Below are 20,282 nucleotides of genomic sequence, written 5' to 3' on the forward strand. Positions count from 1 at the left end.
GTTATTCGTCTTAATCCGGAAGAGGATGACGACCGTACATAGCCAAACGTTGGCAAGTTAGTCAAGAAAAGGTAATCAATGACCTCTCTGCCTCTGCTTTACCGCCTCGCCTCTGCCCTGTGTGTAATCACAACGCTGTAAGACGGTTAGCGATCTGATACTTACGCAAGTGACTGTTAAGTATGATATAGCACTTTATGCACAATAACCCTGCCAGCCAGTTAAGAGAATTCCTGTACAATTTTCCAGATGTTGTATAAGTTTAGTGAACATTGCGTTGACTAACGTTTATACTATTTCTCATTTGGGAGATTCATGATGCGTCAGAACGAAAATACGTCCAATACGGTTCACGATATTGCCCGTTACTTTGGCAACGACACGCTCCCTTACGAAAAAGCGACGCTGGGTCAGGTCATCGTGGAGATCCTTCATGCAGGCAAAAGCCTTAACCGTAAGGCCATTTGTAGCGCGCTGATTCGTAGACTGAGTCAGTCGGCCAGTCCGCTTGAAGAGCAACATTATCAGAAACTGATTAGTATGCTTTTTGACCGCTGAACGCTGCGACTCACACGTGCATTCACGTCCCGCAGCAGTAATCTGATGGTCAAATAAGCAGGTCATCAGAGGCCTGAGCATTTGAGGCTGGTTTGCCCGGTTACAGGGGCACAATGTCATCAGGAATGCGGGTATGCAAAAAGATAAACAAGAGAAACTTATTGAAATTGTCATGGGCGAGGCGATTACCGCGTTGCTTGACAGCAATGACACCATCAGTGGTGCGACACTGGCAAACAGACTTAAGATCATGCTCCGGGATGAAACTCACGACGAGCGGCACGAGGCTATTGAAATGGCGCTCACGGAAGTTCGCAACGAGTTTGCCTCCGCACGTGACCCGATTGATGCCACCGTACTGGCATTTGGTCAGAGCATTCCGGACAACAGTCGTAAGCACTAAGTCCGGGCGGCCTTCAGGGCGATGCATGCAGGGTAAAAACGCAGCGGTTGCTGGTATGCACGCAGGATTGCAGCACTGAACAGTCAGTATGACGTCACTTACCTTCACAGATACAGATTAAGAAGATCATCATGCCGAATATTATCGACATTGAGCAAAACACGACAGAAGCAGAAATACTGCATCTCTTTCGCCGTGCGGGTGACACACTTCAGGCTGAAAATGCAGTGCTGGATGCGGTGATTCGTGACATCGTCATTCAGGGACAAAAGGTGACCAGTAAGGCCATCATCATACGTCTGATTGCCGAACTGGAATGCACGGAAGATAGCACCGAGTTGGCCGTGTTACGCCATTGCCTGGAAATTGTTGTGGGGCGAACATCCTCCAGGGACGATGCGTAAGATACAGCCTGCGCGGTCTCGCTGAATCTGTCATGGAATAAAAGCGCATCGCCCTGTACTGATAAAGCGGTATCGGTGCCACCGCTAGTCCGGTGCTTCATCATCTTAATGAAACTGTCGGGAAAGCAGGCGTATCGCTTCCTGACACGCTTTCTTTTCAAGCTGCTCTGTGCTCTGTTCACTGTAATTATGCAGTGAACTGACAATATCCTGAAGATGGAGCTCGCCATCGGGTTTAAGCAAACGCGCAACTATCGTACCAATAATGGAATAGATGTCTTGCATGGCGGTGTCATCACTCATTCGACCTCCGTCAGCGAAAACGTGCCTTTATTAATCAGCGCGTCGGTTATGTGAATACCTTTCAAGGCGCTTACTCGTGCAAAGCGTTTTTCAGAAAGTAGGGTGAGCCGCTGCCTGGCAGCGACTTAATGAAGGTGATGGATACTGAGATCACCGAGTTCTGTCGTTTGCGATTCAGCCGGACGAGAAATCATCTCCGCACGGATTTCTTCAATGGCCCGCAATGCTGCGCGAATGCGTACCTCATCACTTTCGGTATCCAGAAGCTGTTGCAGCCGCTCAAGGAGAAGGCGCCAGGAAATTGCCGCATCCTCATTCAGTAGCTGCGTCACCATCTCTCCGATGATGATGTCCGTCATTTTTTCGTCAAAAACGTTATTCATATACTCCCCGGAAGGCGGTTCTGAGACCGAAAGATTAGCACAGGTTTTTCCAGTGGGGGTTTGCTCAGCATCAAAATGAGACTGCACGGATGTGCAGGCGGCACTGCAATGGCACCGAAAACCTTTACTGGCTTTTTTTTGCGGGCAACAGAATAAGTTTCTTTGAGCAATCATTCAATTGTACATTGACGTATTTTTCATCTTTGCCAAAGAAAGAGCCCGGGCAGTGCCGGGCTCTGGCGGTCATGCTGCTGCATCGCCGGTTAACTGAGCAGGCGGTCAGGCTGTACGAAACACAGAAACCATGTCGCGCAAATCACTGGCCCGTTTTGCCAGTTCATCTGCGGATGACGCCGACTGCTCAACCAGTACTGCATTTTGCTGTGTCACCTGATCCATCTGGTTAACGGCAATATTAATCTGGCTTACGCCGCTGCTCTGCTCTTCAGACGATGATGAGATATCGCGAATCAGCTGAGAGGTTTGCTCTATGGCCTCTACGCTCTGCTTAACTTTGCTGCCCGCATCCTGCGCCAGCGTTAAGCCTTCATTCGACTGAACGACAGATTGCTCTATGAGACCTTTAATCTCTTTCGCGGCACCGGCTGAGCGCTGCGCCAGTGCGCGCACTTCGGCCGCTACTACGGCAAATCCTTTACCCAGTTCGCCGGCGCGAGCCGCTTCAACGGCGGCGTTAAGCGCCAGTATATTGGTCTGAAAGGCGATGCTGTCAATGACGGCGGTGATTTCCTCAATCTGGCTTGAGCTGCCACGAATCTTCTGCATTGTCGCCATGACAGCGTTCATCGCATCACCACTCATTAAGGCCGCATTAGTCGCCGATACGGCCATATCGGAGGCGTAACGTGTGTTATCGGCATTCTGTTTAATAATGGACGACAGTTGCTCCATACTGGCGGCGGTTTCAGCCAGCGAGGCGGCCTGTTCCTCCGTACGCGATGAGAGGTCGTTATTACCCATCGCAATTTCTTCCGACGAGTTGGCAATGGTTGACGCGTTATTTTTGATACTGGTCACTAACAGCGAAAGACGTAGCTGCATCTGCGCCAGGGCATTCAGCAGTTCGGCGATCTCATTATTGCCCGATACCGTTATTACGGTGGTTAGATCACCCGCTGCAACTTTACTGGCCACTGCCACCGCCTCTTTTACAGGGCGCGTGACCGAACGACTAATCATAAACGCCACAAAGACTGCAATGAGTGCTAACACCAGTAATGCGGCCAGCAGGATATACTGCGAATGACGACGTTGATCGATTTGATCGTTGAGCGTGATTGCCAGTTGCTGGCTGAGTTTGGTGCCAAGATCGTTATAGGCGTTAATCGCCTGGGTAAAGTCTTTTACGTAGTCCAGAGGCGTAATCTGCACGGTTTTCGTGATAAAGACGTTTTCCGCCATCTTAAGCACGCTGGCCGAACGTTGATAGGCGTCCTGCGCCTGCGCGGCAAAGTCAGTTTTCAGTCCTGGCTCTACGGTAAAGGCTTTATTCAGTACATTACTGAATTTCTCCAGTGCATTTCGGCCGCCTTCAAGTTGATATTCCATGGCGCCACGATAGGATTCGTCAGCTTTATCCCCCGCCGCAATGATGGACGTACCACTTGCCCGGATGCGCCCGAGCGTTTCGGTCAGCTCTGGCAGGCGGCCATAAATACTCATAATAAGTTGATAAGTATTCAGGTCGGCATCTAAAGAGAGACTATACAAATCAAGAATGTCTTGATTCGTGTCCAGCAGGTTTTGAATGAGTTGGGCATGATGCGTCAGGCTGCTCGACAGCGTTAACTTCCCCGTTAACACGTCCTGTTGTAGCTGTGACCATGCGGTCTGAACGTTTAAAAAACGCTGAGTGGGTTGTGCGCTGGCATCATATTGACGCAATTCAGAGGCTATTTTTTCATACATTGCATCGATCTGAGAAGCCAGCGCTACGCGTGGTGCGTTATCCAGCTTATTTTGGGAAATAGCGATGGCGCTTTCCGCACGATGGCGCTGTATCAGGTTAAGTAATGTCAGGATATCTTTTTCGATCGGTACGCCCTGTAACTCTTGTGTTTTTACGTTAATCGCTTCATTACCCGTCTGAATAAATAGATAGGTAGGTAATATAAATAAAACCAGAGCAAAAATACCGAGGATAAGAAATTTTGTCGGCAGGCCGAGTTTGTCGAGAATCTTTTTCATTACTTACGGTCCAGGTGGAGTGGTGTCTTTTGATAAAATCATCAAAATATAATTATGTTATGTTTTTACTGTAATAGAATGGAAATTTTTCGCTTATTATCAACGATCTGTTTGATTTAACGGCAGGGCGAGACCCATTTTTCACAGTGAAAGACAGTATAGAGTGCATTCTTCTGTTTATCATGTTAAAGATTCACTAAATTTTCTTTTCAGTGTGGCTAAGCCAAATTATTTTTCTTTTTTAATTTTCATCTAATCATAAATAGGTATGTATGGGATGCTTGTTATAAAAAAGCAGCCTCGCTCGCAAAGAATGAAAAAAAAATTAAAGTTATCCTGAGGGGTGACGATAATGGCGATCCTTATTTTTTAGTCAACAATAAAGTCTTACAGGGCTTTTACCGGGTAATATTCTGGTCAGATAATTAAAGCCATATGACTTATGATGAGTATCGCCACGTGCTCAATACCGGTTAAACATACATTCCGCTTACTCCCGCAAGACGTTTTCGAAGCTGAGGATTGTGTTGCAATCTCTGTGCCGCGTTTTGTGTCGCTGCGTGCGTCATCGCCTGCGTGTTTTCCTGCGCTTAAGTATTGTTTACAGTGAAGAAGTGGTACACGGTAAGGCACGCTCTGACGCCGCAGCGGCAAACGGCGAGTCTTCCCTGTTAACCACGATTGAATATTTTTTCTTATCGCCCGAAAGTAACCAATACAATGTTTTATTCTCTTTTTCTAAATGAAATTCTTCTCTTTTAGTTTAAGATTTAATATTCGTCAAATTAATTTTGTTTTTATTTAAAAGCTATAATTATCAATCATTTATTATTTTTTTTGTTGAGGTTGTGTTAATTTTTACTGTGGATTTTTCTTTTTTAACCGATATCTGTTTTTCACCATAAGCAGGGAGTCCATAATGAAAATTTCAACGCGCCTGACGATGAGTTTTGGCCTTTTAATTACGCTGTTTATTATCTGCACCTCAGTGGCCTATACCGGTATGAATAATGCCCGTAACGGCATGGATGAAGCCGTAAATGTCAAAATGAAGAAATACCGTGTGGGGATGGACATGTACGGTGGGTTACGTGACATGGCCGTCATTGTGCGTAACCTTGCCCTGATTAAGGATCCCGACCAAATGCAGCGAGAGTGGCAACGTATTGTCACGCAAAAAGCGAGCTATAAAGAGAACCGTGAGCGTCTGGCTGCAATGGTTGCCAGGGATTCAACGCCAAAGGCCAGAGAGGCCTTTGATAAGATAGTAAGTAGCGAGGGCCCGGTACTGGCGGCGCTGGAACATGCCGGCCAGCTTGGCTTACAAAATAAGCAGCAGGACGCGACGTCTTATCTGATAAAAACGGTTCGGCCATTGCAGGGGCAATTACTTGAGTCGCTGAAAGAGATGACCAGCCTGCAAATGGAAGACAGTGAAAAGTCCGTTGAAATCACCAGTCAAAATGTGCGCCGGGCCACGCTGATTCTGTTGATTCTTGCCTCCCTGTCGGTGGTCGTTTCCGTCGCAGCGGGGTATATGATTATACGCGTGCTGATGCGTCAGCTCGGTGGTGAACCTGCTCAGGCGCAGGCATTATCTGCGGCGATTGCCGGCGGCAATTTAACCGCACCGGTCACCTTGCGTGCCAACGATTCAACCAGTCTGCTTGCTTCTCTGGCGAATATGCAGTCCAGTTTGCGGCGTCTGGTTAGCCAAATCAAAGAGACCGCCGGCTCCGTCGCTTCGGCATCCGATGAAATTGCTCAGGGCAATACTGAGCTGTCATCACGTACAGAACAGCAGGCTGCGGCCCTACAGGAAACGGCGGCCAGTATGGAGCAGCTCACCGCCACGGTGAAGAGCAATACGGCCAGTGCACAACACACGGCTACCGTTGCCCGCGAGGCTGCAACCCTGGCGCGCAGCGGCGAGTCCGAAGTCCAGCGCATGTCTCATACCATGAATGACATCGCCCTGAGCGCGACAAAAGTACGCGACATCACAGGCGTAATTGAGAGCATTGCGTTTCAGACCAATATTCTGGCGTTAAATGCGGCGGTTGAGGCAGCGCGGGCGGGAGAGGGTGGGCGCGGTTTTGCCGTCGTCGCTGGCGAGGTCAGAATCCTGGCACAGCGTAGCGCCACTGCCGCAAAAGAGATCAAGGAACTGATTGAACATGCGGTGGAACAGGTGGATAGCGGCGTTCATGTCGCCGCCGGAACCGGAGAAAGTATTCTGAAGGTCGTTGGCATGGTCAATGCACTGGCGGGCGCAATGGATGAAATATCAATGGCTTCGTCAGAGCAGATGCAGGGGATCTCGCAGGTCAGCGTTGCCGTCAGTCAGATGGATGGGGTCACCCAGAATAACGCGGCGCTGGTTGAAGAATCCTCATCCGCCTCGCACTCCCTGTCAGAGCAGGCGCACACCTTACGCGGCATGGTTGAAGCATTTCAGGTTTGATCGCTTAACAGGGGCGGTAACGCCCCTTTTTTATATCACAGAGTCTGGCTTGCCCAGCCTCACGACAGGACATCCCCGCGTCGCCAGGCAATCGGGCCTGTCACTGAATGGTCAGTACAACCCGGCCAATCAGTTTGATGTCATCAATCCCACAATCAAAGGCCACGCCAATCCCGCTGACGTGGACTTTCCTGACCGGAATACGCGTCAGCGTTCTGACGCTGGCTGTGCCTTCAATTTCGACCAACCAGACGCCGTCATGCATATCTTCGAAGTCAGTATCGATGATGTATTGCGTGGTTTCGGCCAACAGTAAAAAAGCGTTGCGCGGTTCCTGCTTCAGGGGCGCATATAAGGCTTTATCCAGCATCACATAACCCGCATCCTCGATTTTTCCGCTGATTAGTCTTTTTCTAACCAGTGTCGGTGTGTCAGGTTTGCTTTCTGAGAACTTACTTCCTTTACCCGTAATCAACCATTGCAAGTCCGCCCCCGTTTCCATAACGCACTGCAAAACGATATCTGACGGAAAAACATCACGTTTATAGCGTGCAGACAGGCTGCTTGCGGCAATTCCAAGGTGATCTGCAAGCTGCATTTTCATGGTAAAGCCATAGGCATCGACAACGCGATCCAGAGCTTCAGCGCTCGAGTTCGGAAATTTGAAATTAGTATAAACGCTCATTTTCATTGACACTTAGATTTAGACTAAGTATCCTCCGGTTTTAGTTAGCTTTTGATTGATGCAGCAGCAGGCGGCTTTATCAGATAACGAAAGATTTTGCCTGATGAGGCCCATTTTTACAATCGTCATGCCGGAACCTTATCGCGTCGCTCACCTGTCTGCGTGTAACGGTCAGCACCGGTGAGATAAGGCAACAAGGGCGATTGTGTCGGTAAGCGCCGCGATTGCACGCAAGATGTGAGTGAAAGTGGTTTAACGCCTTGTCGTGCTGACACCGAGGCCAGTTGTCTTACCGTTTCGCTTAATGCTTAACAAAAGCCAGCGATGAGACAGGCGCGAATCCGTCATCAGGTACAGACACCATGATGTCAGTGACGGTGGCGACTGGTCAGTCAAACCCGATGCAAACTTTATCGGAGGAAAACAATGAGCCGCACCGTCCAGATAAAAAGCCCGCTATCCGCTTCGCATGCCGAAGCGCGTTTTGACAACGGCAGCAGCGAAAAGATGACCTTTGATGAATTTCGTCAGCGCTGGCGCTTGCTGCGCGACCGCAACCGTAACCCTGCGCTGCGGTACTTCAATCATCAAAATAACGATTTCAAATTCTGTGTTTTAACGCTGGTCAATCGTGACTGGCCCGGCAGTTTCAGGCAGGAAGATATTGGCAAACCTTTCGAGTGTTTCGATCAGTTACGTCGTGAACGCATCATCATGGCGATGAACAAGCTGGCGCGCTGGGGAAAGATATTGCCGCGACAGTTCTCAACGGCGGACTGCTTTTTGCCTGAATAAACCACCTAATCGTAACGCAATGACGTAAACCCGTCGGGCATGACTTTGCCCAAAATCTGGAGAGAAATGATGAACAGCGAAACCCATTCACTGAATGACGCCACAACCTTTACCCTCAATAAACTGCTTGATAACGAAAGAAAAGCCTGCGCACTGGCGGTCGCCAGACGGCTGAATGTTATGGCGGCGCATATTACGCGTCAGACATTAAAAGGCATTGAGGCTGCGGAACTGCTGCGCAACGAAGCTGAACGTTATGAAAACGAATCAGGAGCGCTGCGCTGATGACCGATACCATTGATGTCGCGCAGCAGCGCAGCGAAGAAATCCTGGCGCGCAATATTGCCCAGGTCACGCAACGGCCCGTGGCAATCAGCGCTTCGTTTTGTGAAGAGTGTGATGCACCGATTCCCGAGGCGCGCCGTCGCGCCGTTCAGGGCGTCACCCGCTGCCTGTCCTGTCAGGAAGTCAGCGAATTGCGCACACGTCTTCACCACGGACAGGCGCGATGATGACTTTTGCTTACCCCTGGAATGCACCCCTGCTGGCGATTGCCAGCCCATATCCCACTTATGACCAGCAGCAACACCGCGATCGCCTGATTGCGGCGTGGCTGCATGGGCAGAAAACCCTTAACGCCCAGGCCAGGATGGTGCAACTGGACGTCCGGCGTCGCATGGCGTTACTTGAAAAGCAACAGGGCACAGCCCGGGCTAATGCGTACTTAGCAAAAACCTTTGTTGAGCGTACATTACCGCGTGTTGAGTCAGTCAACCAGCGCTACCAGTTGCATGCCATGCGTCCCGGCATCGTGGCGCAGCTATCCCGAACGCTGTCGTGCCCGCAAGGTGCAGCCAGAGCGGCCGGCACATTGTGGGAACTGATGAAGCGGTTTAACCGCCTGCCGGATATGTCCCGTGCTGATGTTGACTTACTCGCGGGCGATATTGCCAGCTTTATTCATGCAGAACTGGTGCAGTTGCATGCCAGCAACAGTGACAGGACGGATTACCGTTATGTCCATCACCTCTACACAACCGCAGCTATCATCACCCGTGAGCTGGGACAAACGCCACCGCTCTGGGAAACGGTCAGTACTCGCTTCTTCTGTCCCGACGATGTTACCGCCGCCATCCTGCGTATGCAGGCAGAGAAATGGTGGAAAGGACAGTTGCGTCGTCTCAGCGCCTTCTGGCGAGAACATCTGCATATTGCCTTAGCCAACGTCAGCAAAAAGCGGTCACCTTATGCCAGCCCGATGGCGGTCGCGGAATGGCGGGAACAACGTCGACGCACTCGTGACTTCCTGCAGAGTATGGATCTGGAAGATGAGGAGGGAAACCGCATCAGCCTGATCGAAAAATATGACGGCAGTGTGGCCAATCCAGCCATTCGTCGTGCGGAACTCATGACACGCATTCGTGGCTTTGAAACCCTTTGTCAAAATATGGGCTTCCGGGCGGAGTTTTATACTTTAACCGCCCCCTCTCGCTATCACGCCACCTTGCAAACGGGCCACCGCAATGCGAAATGGAACGGGGCCAGCCCGGCGGACACGCAGCGCTATCTTTGCACGCTCTGGCAGCGAGTCCGTGCCAAACTGCATCGAAATAACATCAGTATTTTTGGTCTGCGCGTTGCTGAGCCCCATCACGATGGTACACCGCACTGGCACATGCTGATGTTTATGCGCCCTGAGGACGTCAGTCGGGTAAGTGAGATCCTGCGTGATTATGCCTGCCAGCAGGACAGCGATGAGCTGAACAGCGCCCGCGCACGCAAAGCGCGTTTTCATGCGGAAGCCATTGACCCAGCAAAAGGCAGCGCGACAGGCTATATCGCTAAATACGTAGCAAAAAACATTGATGGCTATGCGCTCGAAGGCGAGCGGGATCATGAAAGCGGAAAGCCGCTGAAGGAAACGGCGATGGCCGTCTCGGCCTGGGCGGCCCGCTGGCGTATCCGCCAGTTTCAGTTTATTGGCGGTGCACCCGTCACGGTTTATCGCGAACTGCGCCGCCTGGCTGATCTGCAAAGCGCTCATGGTCCGGGCGAGGCGTTTGCTGCCGTACATGCTGCGGCTGATGCCGGTCAATGGGCAGCGTACACCGATGCCCAGGGCGGCCCCTTCGTTAAACGTGACGCACTTACCGTGCGTGTCTGGTATCAGCCCGATGAAAATTGTAATGCCTTTGGCGAGGAAACGCAGTCGATTAAAGGTGTTTATGCCACGGCGACAGGGCCCGGCGCGCCCGTGTTGACCCGGCTGAAAACATGGAAAGTTGTGCCTAAACGCGCTGAAGAAGAGAACGGCCAGAAACCGCAGCCGGCGTTGCGGTCTTGGAGTTCTGTTAATAACTGTACGTCTCAGACATATCTTCTTTCTGATAGCGGGACATTATCTGCGGAGGCGCGGAATAAAGTCGGGTTCGGGAACGGTACAGGTCAGAAGCCTTTTCAGTGCCCACACACAACCCAGTCTGTCGCATTCTCCGGCACGGTTTTTAAGCCGGACAGCCGGACAGCGTTGACGGTGCCGCCGCGTTATCGTGACAGGCAGGCCTGGCCTGATCCGGACGAAAACAGGTGGGTTAAAAGGCCAGATTTTTAAACTATAAACAGTAAAAATCTATTGATTTTTCTTACGCTTCTGCAGGTCAGTGCCGCAGGTTTGTCTTAAGGGAAGGTTAATAAAAGTTGATGCCTATCAACATGATATAATTTTTTACCAACTATCTTAAAACGCTTCCACAGTTAATCAATGCTATGATACTGTATGTATGTACAGTGTTTATTTTGGGGGAGGGAATTGTGGGAAATGAATTACATGAGCGAGTTATGCTTGAGCGCGTTGAGCTTATCGCCAGGCTCACCAGTGAAGGGGCCTGCGGCGAACGAGACAGGGAAATTGCGTTAAATTTGATTGCTGAACTCGCAGCTAACTACACCCTTTCCGATAACCGATTTTCCGTTGTCTTTTCGGCTACGCCTTTAAAAAAACCATGATGCCGGCGTTCTCACTGTAACGTCAGCGGGTTGTCTGTCGCCTGAGCCCACCCAAAGGATGATGTGGGCTCAGGCGCGGGCAGCGGTCCGGGCAAACAGACCTTCACTTCGATCGGTCTTTAGCGTTCCTTTCTGTCATGTCAGGCCACAAAAAACGCCAGGTAGTTGTCACGTTCCTTTCCCGTTTCACTGCTTCATCCGGCCGCAGACGCTCATCGTTAATCACGCATTTTTCTTTCCCGTTTCGCTGCCTCTTCCGCCTGCGGATCATCACGGCTAAAACACGCACCTTCCTTTCCCGTTTTATTGCCTCTTCCGGTCGTTGAACCTCATCGTTAAAACGCGCGCTTTTCTTCCTTCCTGCCGTTTTTTTAGCCGGATTCATCCCATTTTTACTGCCTTTGCCCGCTCACTGTTGAGCGGGCGCTCCCGCGTTGAGCAATGCGCTGCTGAAGCAGACACTACTCCTGTCGCGCGCTGGCAACGCAGGCCGCGCTGAGCACATGTCCCCTGTTTACCGCATGGCCTGAGCTTTATGAAACCTGCTTTTGCGACAGGAGATATGGCCTGGCGATGCGGTGCCGGTAATGCAGGCTACCGCTGACAACATTTCGCCCAGCCAACCATGGTTTTTATGCTCATAAGGGGCCAATCAATGCTGATTTATGCACGACAGGAAGAAACGGTTGATGAGATTTGCTGGCGTTATTACGGACGCACGCAGCAGGCGGTTGAACAGGTTTATGCCGCCAATCCTGGCCTGGCAGAAAAAGGCCCAACCTTACCGCACGGATGCAAAGTGGTCTTACCGGATCTGCCCCAGGCGGCTACTGGTGAGACGCTCAATCTGTGGGATTAGTGCCAATGGAAAAAATCAGTTCTCTGATTAATTACCTCATCGGGATTGTCCTGATGTGGTTTGGACGTCACACACCACAGGATATCGCTTTTATGGTGGGCTCTGGCGTTGCTGTGTTAACGATGTGCATCAATGTCGCAACCTTTTTTATCAACTGGTATTACCGCCGCAAAACCTACGAGCTGCAGCAGCGCAACGTTAAGGGGCTGAATTTTGAGCCAGACCGCTAAGCGATGTGCCGTCGCCGCCGTGCTGGCCATGGCCGCACTGCTACCGCAAATCAAGATGCTAAAAACCTCCGAAGCCGGACTCAGGCTGATTGCTGATGCCGAAGGGTGCCGCACGTCACCTTATCAGTGCAGCGCCGGCGTCTGGACTAATGGCATTGGCCATACGCAGGGTGTTACGCCTGCCAGCGTGGTGAACGAGCGCCAGGCGGCAGTCAACCTGGTTTATGACGTCATGCGCGTTGAGCGCGGCATTGATCAGTGCATGACACGTGACATGCCATCCGAGGTCTACGACGCGGTGGTGTCCTTTGGCTTTAACGTCGGCGTACATGCCGCCTGTAACTCCTCGCTGGCGGGCTTCATTAACCGTGGCCGCTGGCGCGATGCCTGCCTGCAGCTCAGACGCTGGGTCTATGTCAAAGGGACGTATAACGCCGGGCTGGATAACCGTCGCCAGCGTGAAATGGCCTGGTGCCTGAAGGGGGCAGGATGATGCGACTGATGGTGATTGCGATCGTGACGTTACTTGCGGCACTGGGGGCCGGCGGCTGGCGTCTCAGCGTCATCGAGGCGCGGCTGGACAAGGCACAGCACAAGGCCGCGGCGCTGGCCGCCGACCTGAGCAACCGGGAGAAGGCCATCGATCAACTCAACCGGGATAGTCAGGCCAGCCGAAAACGTGAGGCCGAACTGCGGCTACAGCAAAACCAGGCCAGCGCTCAGGCGCTGAACCGCGAAACGACAATCAGAAGAGAAACCGATGCGAATCCCGCTTTACGTGCCTGGAGTGCGACTGCTTTGCCTGCTGACGTTATCCGGCTGCACAGCCGTCCCGCCTTCAGCAATGCCCGAGATTATCTGGACTGGCTGTCCACGCGTGACCAGTTGCCCCATCCCGGAGAACCGCCTGCAAACGCAGGGTGATTTGGCGGCAGATAACCGCCAGTTAGAGGCTGCGCTCGCATCGTGCGGGTTGCAGGTAGAGATGATTAAAGCGTGCCAGGAGCAGCATGATGTTGAAAGCAACCCAACTCCGTCAGGTGCTGATAAACAGCGTTCCGCTGCTACAGCAAAATCCTGACAACCTGACCATCGATATTCAGTCCGGCAGTCTGGTCTCCACCCTCGCCAGCTCGCTGTCGTTTGAATACCACTTTCAGCTGGCTGTCGTCATTACTCAGTATGCCGACGATATTGATCTGATCATGGTGCCCGTGCTGGCCTGGCTGCGGGAAAACCAGCCCGACATCATGGTGTCGGAGGAAAAACGCCGCACCGGCTTTACCTTCACGCTCGATGCCACGGGCGAGGGGAAGCACACCGTGACGGTCACGCTCCAGCTGACCGAACGTGTCTGGGTTGAGCAGCAGGAAGGTGGATTACACATCACGCATCTGCCGGAACCTGCGCTGCCAGAAAACGATGCGCGGCCCTGGCAGTTGTATATCAAAGGCAAGCTGGTCAGCGAATGGAAGGCATAGCCACTGCCGCTTTTGCTGAGGCGCTGTTTAGTCATTTCTGAGTAAACGGCATTCGATTGCTGCTTTTCTCCTGCAACGTGAAACTACTGCCATGAACGAGCAAATATTAGAAATCAAGCGCTTGCTGCGCAACATGGTCCGCATCGGTACTGTCTCCGACGTCAATCTGGAGGCGGGCACCTGCCGTGTAAAGACCGGTGATAACACCACTGACTGGCTGCACTGGCTGACAGCCCGGGCGGGACGCACCCGTACCTGGAATGCCCCTTCGGTTGGCGAGCAGGTGTTGATCATGAGCCTGGGCGGCGAGCTGAACAGCGGCTTTGTTTTGCCCGGTGTGTTTTCGGATGCCAGTCCGGCGCCATCGGCCTCTGCGGATGCGCTGCACTGCTCCTTTCCCGATGGGGCGGTAATTGAATATGAGCCCCAGACCGGCGCGCTGAAAGCGGAGGGGATCCAGACTGCCACTCTCAAGGCGACCGTTAAAATCCTGCTGGATACGCCCGAGGTGGAGTGCACAACGTTACTCAAAACCGCCACGCTGGAAGTCACCCAGGGCGGCACCATGAAGGGCGACGTATCGCACAGCGGCGGCAGTTTCGCCTCCAATGGCAAAGTGCTGCATACGCACCAACATCCGGGCGACAGCGGTGGGACAACAGGAGCGCCATTATGACAACAGCACGCTACAGCGGTATGAGCCGCGAAACGGGTACGACGCTGGAAGAGCTGGATCACATCCGACAATCCGTGCGCGACATTTTAACCACGCCACTCGGGTCGCGGGTGATGCGCCGTGATTATGGCTCGCTACTGTCGGCGCTGATTGACCAGCCGCAAAACGACACGCTGCGTCTGCAAATCATGTCGGCCTGTTATATGGCGCTGCTGCAGTGGGAGCCGCGCATCAGCCTGACCGGCATCAATTTTGAGTCTGCGTTTGACGGCGGGATGGTGGTGGAAATCACCGGCAACCGTGCGGATACCGCGCAGGATTTTTCGTTAACCGTCCCTGTGAGTTGAATCATGCCTACTATCGACCTGAGCCAGCTGCCTGCGCCAAATGTGGTGGAAACGCTGGACTATGAAACGCTGCTTGCGGAACGCAAGGCGACATTGATTTCGCTCTATCCTGCTGACCAGCAGGCGTCGGTTGCCCGCGTACTGGCGCTGGAGTCGGATCCGCTGGTGAAGCTCCTGCAGGAGAACGCGTACCGGGAAGTTATCCTGCGCCAGCGCGTTAACGAGGCGGCAAAGGCGGTGATGGTTGCCTGGGCCAACGGCAGCGATCTGGATCAACTGGGCGCAAATAACGGCGTGACGCGGCTGGTACTGACTGCTGCAGATCCCACCGCCACGCCGCCTGTTGAAGCCGTAATGGAGCGCGACGAAGATTTTCGCGCCCGCATTGCTGCCGCCTTTGAGGGGCTGAGTGTGGCAGGGCCATCGGGTGCCTATGAGTTTCATGCGCGCAGTGCCGACGGACGCGTCGCCGATGCTTCCGCCATCAGTCCGTCTCCTGCCAGCGTCACCATTACCGTGCTGTCACGCGAAGGCAACGGCGTGGCGGATAACGATCTGCTGGCAATCGTGGATGCCGCCCTGAACGATGAAGATGTACGACCGGTCGCCGACCGCGTCACTGTTCAGTCGGCTCAGATTGTGGATTATCGCGTCGAGGCCACGCTGTACCTCTATCCCGGCCCGAAGCCGAACCTATTCGCGCTGCCTCAGAAGCAAAACTGCAGGCGTTCGTGAACACCCAGGCACGTTTGGGCCGCGATATCCGTAAGTCTGCGCTTTACGCCGCCCTGCACGTCGAAGGCGTACAGCGTGTCGAACTGGCGCAGCCGACTGCGGATGTGGTGCTGGATAAAACCCAGGCGGCGTTCTGCACCGGTTATCAGATCACGGTAGGAGGTTCTGATGAGTAAACGCCTGCTGCCACCGGATCTTCGGCACTGGAAGTGGCGGCGGCGGAAGCCTGCGCAACGCTGGAGGCCATCCCTGCGCCGATGCGCATGTTGTGGAATGCTCAGACCTGCCCGGTCGAGCTGCTGCCTTATCTGGCCTGGGCCTGGTCGGTTGACCGTTGGGATTCAGGCTGGAGCGAAAGCACCAAGCGCAGCGTGGTTGCCGCATCGGAATACATCCATAAGCACAAGGGAACGATTGGATCGCTGCGCCGTGTGGTGGAGCCGCTTGGCTATCTAATCCGCATCAAGGAATGGTGGAACACCAACGAAGCGCCGGGCACATTCCGCCTGGACGTGGGCGTGCTGGAAACCGGTATCACTGAGGCCATGTACAACGAGCTGGAGCGATTAATTGCCGATGCCAAGCCGGTCAGCCGTCATCTGACGGGGTTATCCATCAATCTGGACAGCACCGGCACCGTTCCTGTTGCGGCCGCCAGTTACAGTGGCGATGAGCTTACCGTTTATCCCTATACACCTGAAGTTATCACCGCAGGCGGTTCCGGTTACACCGGCGCAGCGGTCCATCTTATTGACCTGACGGAAGTGAGAGCATGACAACGAAATATTTTGCCATACTGACCAATCAGGGCGCGGCTAAGCTGGCCAATGCCGCGGCCCTGGGTACCCAACTGCAAATCACCCAAATGGCGGTGGGGGATGGCGGCGGCACCTTGCCCACGCCCGATCCTGCACAGACCAAACTGGTCGGCGAAAAGCGACGCGCCGCACTGAATTCACTGAAGGTGGATGCGGCGAACACCAGCCAGATCATTGCTGAGCAGATTATCCCTGAAGGTGAAGGCGGCTTCTGGATCCGCGAAATTGGCCTGTATGACGCCGATGGCGTTATGGTTGCGGTGGCAAACTGCGCGGAGACTTACAAGCCACAACTTCAGGAAGGCAGCGGCCGTACCCAGACCGTGCGCATGATTCTGATCGTGAACAGCACCAGTGCCGTCACATTAAAGATTGATCCTTCGGTGGTGCTGGCCACGCGCCAGTATGTGGATGACAAAGTCATCGAAGTGAAAGCCTATACCGACGACGTGATGAAGAAGCATGTCGATGCGGCAAACCCTCATAGCCAGTATCTGCAAACGGCTAAAGCGCTGGCAGAGATTAAAGATGCGGGGCTGGTGGCGGAGGTTCTCAAAAACCTCGGTTTAGGCGAAGGCTCTGCTTTGCCGGTTGGCGTGCCGGTTCCCTGGCCTTCGGAAAATCCGCCAACTGGGTGGCTAAAGTGTAATGGTGCCGCTTTCAGCGCTGCCACCTATCCGCTTCTGGCTAGAGCCTATCCATCGCTTAAATTACCGGATTTGCGTGGGGAATTTATACGTGGCTGGGATGATGGGCGTAACATTGATAACGGAAGAACAGTGCTTTCTGCACAGGATGATGCGTTTCGCTCACATAACCACCGTTTTGTTAACGAATATGGTACTCCAACACCCAATATTGTTGCCTATACAGATCAAAATAGTGAGTCTGTTGATGTCACAAACCAACCGGGCAATCGTTGTCACACTTATATTTTTATGGAAAACACGGGTGGATCAGAGACACGACCACGCAACATTGCATTTAATTATATTTTGAGGGCTGCATAATGTTAAGAGCTCAATTGGATAAAAATCTCATAGCTATTAACTATGGGGAAATTAGTGTTTATAATTATGATGGTGTTTCTCGTGAATATCTTTCAACTATCACTGAAACTCTTGCTAAAGGAGTAGGACTTCCTGCTAATTCATGTGTCGATGCTCCCTTAGAAAAAAAAGAGGGCATGAAGGTTTGCAGAACTAAAGACCTTTCTGCATGGGAATATATTAGTGATCATCGCGGTGAAACTGTCTACAACACTGAGACAGGAGAATCATTTATTATAACTGAACTGGGTGATTACCCAACCAATACAACTTCAAAAGTTCCAGCTTCAGAGTACTGTAAATGGGATGGTGAAAACTGGGTTGAGGATTTTTCGCTTAAACATGAAGCCGATAAAAAAATTGCAGAAAAACATCGAGAAGATATTTTAAATAGTATCGATAAGACAATCTCCGATTGGAAGATTGAACTTTTGCTTGGTGACATTAGCGATAATGACAAAGCAAAACTATCAGCGTGGATGGCATACAAGTCTGCAGTGAAAGCCGTCGATGTATCGACGGCACCTGAAGTTAACTGGCCGCAAAAACCGGAATAATTAAAGTGTTCCTCAAGAATGACAGATAGCGAGGCTCGCTATCTGTTAACTCAGCTTGGTTATGAGAATTTTTCACTCTTTGGACAGGGAAACAATAGAAACCCACTTGTCTTTTAGGCCATTTGAAACTGTAGAAATACAACAATTATTTTCTATTGAAATATTATTTGAGTAGATTAATTCCAGAACCAAGTCAACGTCATCTTAAAAAAATGAATAATTTATCTTTTCAATAGTGAGCTTAACCATGGCTTGTTTTATACTAAAAAAGCCAGCCACTTTATTCCGCAGAAAGATGTTCAACTAAAAAAATCCCTGCAAATTACAGATACATAAATATCCTTGCATCTGTAATTATTTCGATATCAATTTCGAGCTGGTACGGATAAATTTTAATATTCCAGGGTCGTCGATACATCGACGGCTTTTACTGGATTATCATATGCTAGACAAGATAATATTTTCGACTTTATATTGCCGCTAATATCACAAAAGAAAGTTGCAATCTTTCGGTGCAATATAATATTTTAGTATCATTCAATAACACATCATCAATGCTTGTCGACATTTGTCATACAGACTTCATACTTTTTGCCAGCCCCTTACCCAGCTTTCATTATCTCCTAAACAGAACTCTAAAACAGGATGTATATAAGTCATTACTTAGCTCTCACTATATAATTGAATGCTAAGTTGCGTGGCCTGGTAGTTATACCTTTGGATATTCCAGATTTTATAGAGGTAATAATGGTTGAACTCATACCATTGTCTGAAATCGCGCCTTCATAATTATTCGGGTTAGTTCCATCTGGCATTTTAAAGTCAGATTGCTGCATATCAAATAATGAGTCTTCATTTTTGAATCCTAGCCCGACTACACCATTAGCGCCCGTTGCGTCCTGATTATAATAATCGAGCATCGCTGTTCTGAGGGTCGTAGACTGCTGCGATGTTAAGATCCCTCTTCCATTATCGATACCACGACCACCATCCCAGCCACGAATAAACTCTCCACGTAAATCCGGTAATTTAAGTGATGGATAGGCTTTCGCCAGAAGCGGGTAATCAGCTGCGCTAAAAGTATCACCATTACAGGTCAACCAGCCTGATGGTGGTATTTCAGACGGCCATGGAACCGGCACACCAACCGGCAAAGCAGAGCCTTCGCCCAAACCGAGGTTTTAAAGTTTTTCCGGGCTTTGTGCCAATAATAAAAAGAGGATACAAACCTCGGTTTAGACGAAAAGCTTTTTGGCCGATTATTGAAGGTAAATATTTTCAGTCAAAATACGACTTATGCAAAACCGACCGCGAGACTACTAAAAATAATCGTTACAGGAGGCGGCGGCGGTGGCGGTGGGACTTCTGCAGTTGGAGCAAATCAGGGAGCGGTTGGCTCAGGTGGAGGGGCGGGTGGTACCGCTATCTCCTGGCATTCAGTCGATGAGCTTGAGTTTCCCATATTGCTAACCGTCGGAAAGGGTGGTTCTGGTGGAGTCGGTGGTAACGAGCCGCAATCAGGGCAAAGCAGCAGTTTTGGTAGATACCTCTCTGCATCAAGCGGTGCTCGAGCGGCAAGTGGTACGGCATTTAACTACGGAGAGAATCGCTTACTTTCTAACGGCGGCAGTGGTATTGGCTATGGTAGTAATCACATGAATGTCAGAGGCTCTGCAGGAACCCCAGCAATTACCTTAAGCTCGGGCTATGAGAGTGGAGGTGGTGGCGCATCGTTTTTCTGTGGAGGGGAAATCCTATTGCTGCAGGCTCATCTTTGTCTGGTGATCCTGGCGCGTTTGGATCAGGCGGCGGTGGTGCATTTTCTGTTAGTAATTCTTCTGCTCAAAATGGAGGGAGCGGTGGCGATGGCATTATTATCATTGAGGAATATGCATGAAAAACTATGCGCGAATTGAAAAAAGTACAGTAAGAGAACTATTTTCAACGGAAGATGATATAACGGAATTGTTCCATCCTTCTATCCAGTGGGTTGATATCACAGAGTGTGAAATTAAGCCTGAAGAAGGTTGGGAGTATGTAAAAGGTATGTTCGTGCCACCCAGGAAATGAACATCACTTCGAAAAAAGACCCGCGACAGCGGGTCTTACTTTAAATCCCATAAACATCAAAAAGATGCTTATAAAATGATTAGTAAATGATTCCAGGTTATGGCTTCAACTGTTATGGATTGCGTTAATAAACTTATGCTGAAGTATATTTTTAAAAATAACCCTCAAAAAAATATAAATTAAAAATTAACCATGGAAAGATTGAATATTTTTAATTATTTCTGGCCGGATTATTTCTTCAGGGTTATTAA

At 51.0% G+C, this 20,282-nt stretch carries 26 protein-coding genes and 2 pseudogenes; 23 read left to right on the forward strand and 5 right to left on the reverse strand.

The window, feature by feature from the left end; translation table 11 throughout:
* Positions 1 to 318 precede the first annotated feature (318 nt).
* From ycgZ to C1N59_RS23260, 3 genes are all read left to right on the forward strand, one after another.
* A complete protein-coding gene (gene ycgZ / locus C1N59_RS23250) occupies positions 319 to 558 on the forward strand; it encodes a regulatory protein YcgZ (RefSeq protein WP_394550776.1) in 240 nt (79 codons plus the stop codon).
* Between the two features lie 133 nt (positions 559 to 691).
* On the forward strand, positions 692 to 961 hold the full coding sequence (locus C1N59_RS23255) for a hypothetical protein (protein WP_033739952.1): 270 nt from the start codon (positions 692 to 694) through the stop codon (positions 959 to 961).
* A gap of 131 nt (positions 962 to 1,092) precedes the next feature.
* Positions 1,093 to 1,365, forward strand: a complete 273-nt coding sequence (locus C1N59_RS23260) for a biofilm development regulator YmgB/AriR family protein (RefSeq protein ID WP_394550273.1) — start codon at positions 1,093 to 1,095, stop codon at positions 1,363 to 1,365.
* A 105-nt stretch (positions 1,366 to 1,470) separates the two neighbouring features.
* On the opposite strand, the gene C1N59_RS23265 is transcribed toward C1N59_RS23260, so the two are convergent.
* From C1N59_RS23265 to C1N59_RS23275, 3 genes are all read right to left on the reverse strand, one after another.
* Complete coding sequence (locus C1N59_RS23265; protein WP_394550274.1) at positions 1,471 to 1,668, reverse strand: hypothetical protein; 198 nt, start codon at positions 1,666 to 1,668, stop codon at positions 1,471 to 1,473.
* A 125-nt stretch (positions 1,669 to 1,793) separates the two neighbouring features.
* Positions 1,794 to 2,051 (reverse strand): hypothetical protein, encoded by a 258-nt coding sequence (locus C1N59_RS23270; protein ID WP_033739939.1) that lies wholly within the window; start codon positions 2,049 to 2,051, stop codon positions 1,794 to 1,796.
* A 279-nt stretch (positions 2,052 to 2,330) separates the two neighbouring features.
* Entirely contained in the window at positions 2,331 to 4,259 is a 1,929-nt protein-coding gene (locus C1N59_RS23275; protein ID WP_394550276.1) for a methyl-accepting chemotaxis protein, read from the reverse strand.
* Between the two features lie 919 nt (positions 4,260 to 5,178).
* On the opposite strand from C1N59_RS23275, the gene C1N59_RS23280 reads away from it, so the two are divergent.
* Positions 5,179 to 6,723 carry a methyl-accepting chemotaxis protein gene (locus tag C1N59_RS23280; protein ID WP_394550277.1) on the forward strand — a complete coding sequence of 515 codons (1,545 nt, stop codon included), beginning with the start codon at positions 5,179 to 5,181 and terminating at the stop codon, positions 6,721 to 6,723.
* Positions 6,724 to 6,823: 100 nt separating this feature from the next.
* On the opposite strand, the gene C1N59_RS23285 is transcribed toward C1N59_RS23280, so the two are convergent.
* Positions 6,824 to 7,408: a phage repressor protein CI gene (locus C1N59_RS23285; protein WP_054633073.1), complete on the reverse strand. Its 585-nt coding sequence runs from the start codon at positions 7,406 to 7,408 to the stop codon at positions 6,824 to 6,826.
* Positions 7,409 to 7,834: 426 nt separating this feature from the next.
* Between C1N59_RS23285 and C1N59_RS23290 the strand changes: the two genes are divergently transcribed.
* The 17 genes and pseudogenes from C1N59_RS23290 to C1N59_RS23370 all read left to right on the forward strand — a co-directional run bounded on the left by C1N59_RS23290 (position 7,835) and on the right by C1N59_RS23370 (position 17,961).
* Positions 7,835 to 8,203 (forward strand): hypothetical protein, encoded by a 369-nt coding sequence (locus C1N59_RS23290; protein ID WP_394550278.1) that lies wholly within the window; start codon positions 7,835 to 7,837, stop codon positions 8,201 to 8,203.
* Between the two features lie 66 nt (positions 8,204 to 8,269).
* A complete protein-coding gene (locus C1N59_RS23295) occupies positions 8,270 to 8,488 on the forward strand; it encodes a DUF2732 family protein (protein ID WP_394550279.1) in 219 nt (72 codons plus the stop codon).
* Positions 8,488 to 8,715, forward strand: coding sequence for a TraR/DksA family transcriptional regulator (locus C1N59_RS23300; protein WP_394550281.1), 228 nt, complete (start codon positions 8,488 to 8,490; stop codon positions 8,713 to 8,715). The genes C1N59_RS23295 and C1N59_RS23300 overlap by 1 nt, the downstream gene beginning before the upstream one ends.
* A complete protein-coding gene (locus C1N59_RS23305; RefSeq protein WP_394551552.1) occupies positions 8,712 to 10,814 on the forward strand; it encodes a replication endonuclease in 2,103 nt (700 codons plus the stop codon). Before C1N59_RS23300 ends, C1N59_RS23305 begins: the two co-directional genes overlap by 4 nt.
* A gap of 227 nt (positions 10,815 to 11,041) precedes the next feature.
* Positions 11,042 to 11,209 (forward strand): hypothetical protein, encoded by a 168-nt coding sequence (locus C1N59_RS23310; RefSeq protein WP_226374750.1) that lies wholly within the window; start codon positions 11,042 to 11,044, stop codon positions 11,207 to 11,209.
* 655 nt (positions 11,210 to 11,864) lie between these two features.
* Positions 11,865 to 12,068, forward strand: coding sequence for a tail protein X (locus C1N59_RS23315; RefSeq protein ID WP_033739932.1), 204 nt, complete (start codon positions 11,865 to 11,867; stop codon positions 12,066 to 12,068).
* A 5-nt stretch (positions 12,069 to 12,073) separates the two neighbouring features.
* Entirely contained in the window at positions 12,074 to 12,298 is a 225-nt protein-coding gene (locus C1N59_RS23320) for an HP1 family phage holin (RefSeq protein WP_033739930.1), read from the forward strand.
* Positions 12,282 to 12,791, forward strand: a complete 510-nt coding sequence (locus C1N59_RS23325; protein ID WP_394550283.1) for a lysozyme — start codon at positions 12,282 to 12,284, stop codon at positions 12,789 to 12,791. The genes C1N59_RS23320 and C1N59_RS23325 overlap by 17 nt, the downstream gene beginning before the upstream one ends.
* Entirely contained in the window at positions 12,788 to 13,222 is a 435-nt protein-coding gene (lysB, locus tag C1N59_RS23330; RefSeq protein ID WP_394550285.1) for an Rz-like lysis system protein LysB, read from the forward strand. Before C1N59_RS23325 ends, lysB begins: the two co-directional genes overlap by 4 nt.
* Positions 13,104 to 13,379 (forward strand): Rz1-like lysis system protein LysC, encoded by a 276-nt coding sequence (lysC, locus tag C1N59_RS23335; RefSeq protein ID WP_226374589.1) that lies wholly within the window; start codon positions 13,104 to 13,106, stop codon positions 13,377 to 13,379. Before lysB ends, lysC begins: the two co-directional genes overlap by 119 nt.
* On the forward strand, positions 13,309 to 13,779 hold the full coding sequence (locus C1N59_RS23340) for a phage tail protein (RefSeq protein ID WP_080752832.1): 471 nt from the start codon (positions 13,309 to 13,311) through the stop codon (positions 13,777 to 13,779). Before lysC ends, C1N59_RS23340 begins: the two co-directional genes overlap by 71 nt.
* A 91-nt stretch (positions 13,780 to 13,870) precedes the next feature.
* Positions 13,871 to 14,455: a phage baseplate assembly protein V gene (locus C1N59_RS23345; RefSeq protein WP_394550288.1), complete on the forward strand. Its 585-nt coding sequence runs from the start codon at positions 13,871 to 13,873 to the stop codon at positions 14,453 to 14,455.
* A complete protein-coding gene (locus tag C1N59_RS23350) occupies positions 14,452 to 14,802 on the forward strand; it encodes a GPW/gp25 family protein (RefSeq protein WP_172913629.1) in 351 nt (116 codons plus the stop codon). The genes C1N59_RS23345 and C1N59_RS23350 overlap by 4 nt, the downstream gene beginning before the upstream one ends.
* A gap of 3 nt (positions 14,803 to 14,805) precedes the next feature.
* Positions 14,806 to 15,713 (forward strand): annotated as a pseudogene (locus C1N59_RS23355) (baseplate assembly protein).
* A pseudogene (locus C1N59_RS23360) lies at positions 15,706 to 16,313 on the forward strand (phage tail protein I). The pseudogenes C1N59_RS23355 and C1N59_RS23360 overlap by 8 nt, the downstream one beginning before the upstream one ends.
* Complete coding sequence (locus C1N59_RS23365) at positions 16,310 to 17,365, forward strand: phage tail protein (protein WP_394551554.1); 1,056 nt, start codon at positions 16,310 to 16,312, stop codon at positions 17,363 to 17,365. The pseudogene C1N59_RS23360 and the gene C1N59_RS23365 overlap by 4 nt, the downstream one beginning before the upstream one ends.
* Entirely contained in the window at positions 17,365 to 17,961 is a 597-nt protein-coding gene (locus tag C1N59_RS23370) for a tail fiber assembly protein (RefSeq protein ID WP_058702818.1), read from the forward strand. The genes C1N59_RS23365 and C1N59_RS23370 overlap by 1 nt, the downstream gene beginning before the upstream one ends.
* A gap of 659 nt (positions 17,962 to 18,620) precedes the next feature.
* Here the strand turns inward: C1N59_RS23370 and C1N59_RS23375 are convergent.
* Entirely contained in the window at positions 18,621 to 19,115 is a 495-nt protein-coding gene (locus C1N59_RS23375; RefSeq protein WP_394551556.1) for a phage tail protein, read from the reverse strand.
* 108 nt (positions 19,116 to 19,223) lie between these two features.
* Between C1N59_RS23375 and C1N59_RS23380 the strand changes: the two genes are divergently transcribed.
* Both C1N59_RS23380 and C1N59_RS23385 read left to right on the forward strand, forming a co-directional pair.
* Positions 19,224 to 19,877 carry a glycine-rich domain-containing protein gene (locus C1N59_RS23380; RefSeq protein WP_394551558.1) on the forward strand — a complete coding sequence of 218 codons (654 nt, stop codon included), beginning with the start codon at positions 19,224 to 19,226 and terminating at the stop codon, positions 19,875 to 19,877.
* Positions 19,855 to 20,031, forward strand: a complete 177-nt coding sequence (locus tag C1N59_RS23385; RefSeq protein WP_185200640.1) for a hypothetical protein — start codon at positions 19,855 to 19,857, stop codon at positions 20,029 to 20,031. Before C1N59_RS23380 ends, C1N59_RS23385 begins: the two co-directional genes overlap by 23 nt.
* Positions 20,032 to 20,282: the final 251 nt, after the last annotated feature.

The sequence above is a fragment of the Pantoea sp. SGAir0183 genome (assembly GCF_043545505.1).

Excerpts from the sequence above, each read along its gene's own strand:
- C1N59_RS23365 (WP_394551554.1), top strand. The coding sequence starts at position 16,310 with ATGACAACGAAATATTTTGCCATACTGACCAATCAGGGCGCGGCTAAG.
- C1N59_RS23295 (WP_394550279.1), top strand. The coding sequence starts at position 8,270 with ATGATGAACAGCGAAACCCATTCACTGAATGACGCCACAACCTTTACC.
- C1N59_RS23275 (WP_394550276.1), bottom strand. The coding sequence starts at position 4,259 with ATGAAAAAGATTCTCGACAAACTCGGCCTGCCGACAAAATTTCTTATC.
- ycgZ (WP_394550776.1), top strand. The coding sequence starts at position 319 with ATGCGTCAGAACGAAAATACGTCCAATACGGTTCACGATATTGCCCGT.
- C1N59_RS23270 (WP_033739939.1), bottom strand. The coding sequence starts at position 2,051 with ATGAATAACGTTTTTGACGAAAAAATGACGGACATCATCATCGGAGAG.
- C1N59_RS23320 (WP_033739930.1), top strand. The coding sequence starts at position 12,074 with ATGGAAAAAATCAGTTCTCTGATTAATTACCTCATCGGGATTGTCCTG.
- C1N59_RS23290 (WP_394550278.1), top strand. The coding sequence starts at position 7,835 with ATGAGCCGCACCGTCCAGATAAAAAGCCCGCTATCCGCTTCGCATGCC.
- C1N59_RS23345 (WP_394550288.1), top strand. The coding sequence starts at position 13,871 with ATGAACGAGCAAATATTAGAAATCAAGCGCTTGCTGCGCAACATGGTC.
- C1N59_RS23310 (WP_226374750.1), top strand. The coding sequence starts at position 11,042 with ATGCTTGAGCGCGTTGAGCTTATCGCCAGGCTCACCAGTGAAGGGGCC.
- C1N59_RS23260 (WP_394550273.1), top strand. The coding sequence starts at position 1,093 with ATGCCGAATATTATCGACATTGAGCAAAACACGACAGAAGCAGAAATA.
- C1N59_RS23300 (WP_394550281.1), top strand. The coding sequence starts at position 8,488 with ATGACCGATACCATTGATGTCGCGCAGCAGCGCAGCGAAGAAATCCTG.
- C1N59_RS23385 (WP_185200640.1), top strand. The coding sequence starts at position 19,855 with ATGAAAAACTATGCGCGAATTGAAAAAAGTACAGTAAGAGAACTATTT.
- C1N59_RS23255 (WP_033739952.1), top strand. The coding sequence starts at position 692 with ATGCAAAAAGATAAACAAGAGAAACTTATTGAAATTGTCATGGGCGAG.
- C1N59_RS23280 (WP_394550277.1), top strand. The coding sequence starts at position 5,179 with ATGAAAATTTCAACGCGCCTGACGATGAGTTTTGGCCTTTTAATTACG.
- C1N59_RS23285 (WP_054633073.1), bottom strand. The coding sequence starts at position 7,408 with ATGAGCGTTTATACTAATTTCAAATTTCCGAACTCGAGCGCTGAAGCT.
- C1N59_RS23370 (WP_058702818.1), top strand. The coding sequence starts at position 17,365 with ATGTTAAGAGCTCAATTGGATAAAAATCTCATAGCTATTAACTATGGG.
- C1N59_RS23340 (WP_080752832.1), top strand. The coding sequence starts at position 13,309 with ATGATGTTGAAAGCAACCCAACTCCGTCAGGTGCTGATAAACAGCGTT.
- C1N59_RS23265 (WP_394550274.1), bottom strand. The coding sequence starts at position 1,668 with ATGAGTGATGACACCGCCATGCAAGACATCTATTCCATTATTGGTACG.
- lysB (WP_394550285.1), top strand. The coding sequence starts at position 12,788 with ATGATGCGACTGATGGTGATTGCGATCGTGACGTTACTTGCGGCACTG.
- C1N59_RS23305 (WP_394551552.1), top strand. The coding sequence starts at position 8,712 with ATGATGACTTTTGCTTACCCCTGGAATGCACCCCTGCTGGCGATTGCC.
- C1N59_RS23350 (WP_172913629.1), top strand. The coding sequence starts at position 14,452 with ATGACAACAGCACGCTACAGCGGTATGAGCCGCGAAACGGGTACGACG.
- C1N59_RS23315 (WP_033739932.1), top strand. The coding sequence starts at position 11,865 with ATGCTGATTTATGCACGACAGGAAGAAACGGTTGATGAGATTTGCTGG.